Source organism: Sphingobium sp. Ant17 (assembly GCF_000588875.1).
Taxonomy (GTDB): domain Bacteria; phylum Pseudomonadota; class Alphaproteobacteria; order Sphingomonadales; family Sphingomonadaceae; genus Sphingobium.
Genome location: NZ_JEMV01000198.1, coordinates 1 through 1515, shown reverse-complemented (window position 1 = coordinate 1515; position 1515 = coordinate 1). Strand labels below are relative to the sequence as shown.

The window sequence follows — 1515 nt, the reverse complement described above, 5'->3', positions numbered from 1 at the left end:
GCAGAGCGTCTGCGCTGCCGCAGAAAAAGGACGACTGGCCCGACATGCTCGCGCTTGAGCCCCTGTCGGAGGACAAACAGGTTCTGGGCACCGATCGCCATGATTAATGCGGCGGACAGCAGGAAGCCGGAGAGAAAGGGAGCGAATATGTCAGTCATTCTCTCCATATCCAGCATGTGCGTGGTTTAGTATAACTTGTTATTCTAATCCTGATGAAGCAATACTTCATCATGTTGGACTATCCCTCCCTTGCGGCTGTCGCCGCCGTCGTGCGCGAAGGCAGCTTCGAAAAAAAGCCGCCGCTCTGCTCAAGATCACCCCCCTCGGCGGTTTCACAGCGGGTCAGGGGATTTGAAGAGCGGTTGGGGATCGCCCTCGTCGTTCGTGGGCAACCTTGTACGGCGACAGAGCAGGGCCGGGAGCTATGCGCGCATTTCGACAAAGTGCGTCTGCTTGAAGCAGATCTTCCGATGAGTTTTGCCAACGGAATACAGGATAGCTCCCGCCCATCTCTGAGCATTGCAGTCAATGCCGACAGCCTTGCGACATGGTTTCCATATGCCATGGCGGACTTTGCCCGAACGACCGGGATGCTGGTGGAATTGACGCTTGAGGATGAAGGGCACACGGCCGATCGTCTGCGGACCGGAGAAGTGCTTGCTGTCGTCACATCCGACCCGGAACCCGTCGCCGGATGCAGGACGATTGCAGTGGGATCGCTCAGCTATGTCGCTTGTGCCAGCCCGGATTTTTGTCGCTCGATATTTTCCCCGACCGGGGATTGACGGGGGACAGTCTTAACATAGCGCCAGTCATGCGCTTCAACAGGAAAGACCAGCTCAGGGAAGGTGGGCTAAAGCCGCCTTCGGCACGGACCTGAATGCACCAACGCACTGGATTCCATCAACACAGGGATTTCTCGATCTCGCCTGCGCCGGTCTTGGTTGGGGCCTTCAACCGAAGACATTGGCAAAACCGCGCATCCATGCAGGTACCTTGATCGAATTGGTGCCGGGAGACACAATGGACGTCCCGCTATTCTGGACAGTATCCCGTCTCCATGCACAGGCCATTCAGGCCATGACCAGCGCCGTAAAGAAAGTCGCCAGGCAGCACCTCCAACCCGTGCCAATGTGAAGAAGCGGACTGACTGGAATCGGGAGCGAGAAATTCGGTCATGAATGTCTCAGAAGGGTCGGGCACGGTCGCCCTCGAACAAAAAAACGTGCCAACTGACGACCGTGCTTTTCCTTGATAGCGACATCCAGCCTTCGAGACTTACCAGCTATAGCGGAGCGACCCAACCACCGTGCGTGGTGCGCCATAATAGCAGCTGTTGTTAAAAGGGCAGGCGCTGATATGCGTCTTGTCCAGCAAATTGGCAGCATTAACGGCCAGGCTCCAGCCTCAAGCGACGAACTTGCCCGACCAAGGTCATAGCCCAGCAGGGCATCGACCAGTATGAAACCATTTGTGTGGAAGCGCTGGAAGGTCGCCACATTGTTCGCCACCAGA

General features: G+C 56.6%; 2 protein-coding genes. One reads left to right on the top strand and one right to left on the bottom strand.

Features of this window, described 5'->3' with window-relative positions; translation table 11 throughout:
* Nucleotides 1–212 precede the first annotated feature (212 nt).
* Nucleotides 213–785 (top strand): ArgP/LysG family DNA-binding transcriptional regulator, encoded by a 573-nt coding sequence (locus BF95_RS30190; protein ID WP_235210024.1) that lies wholly within the window; start codon nucleotides 213–215, stop codon nucleotides 783–785.
* Between the two features lie 390 nt (nucleotides 786–1175).
* Here BF95_RS30190 and BF95_RS30185 read toward each other — a convergent pair.
* Nucleotides 1176–1515 (bottom strand): hypothetical protein (locus BF95_RS30185; protein ID WP_235210023.1); only part of this gene is annotated, 340 nt, incomplete at its 5' end.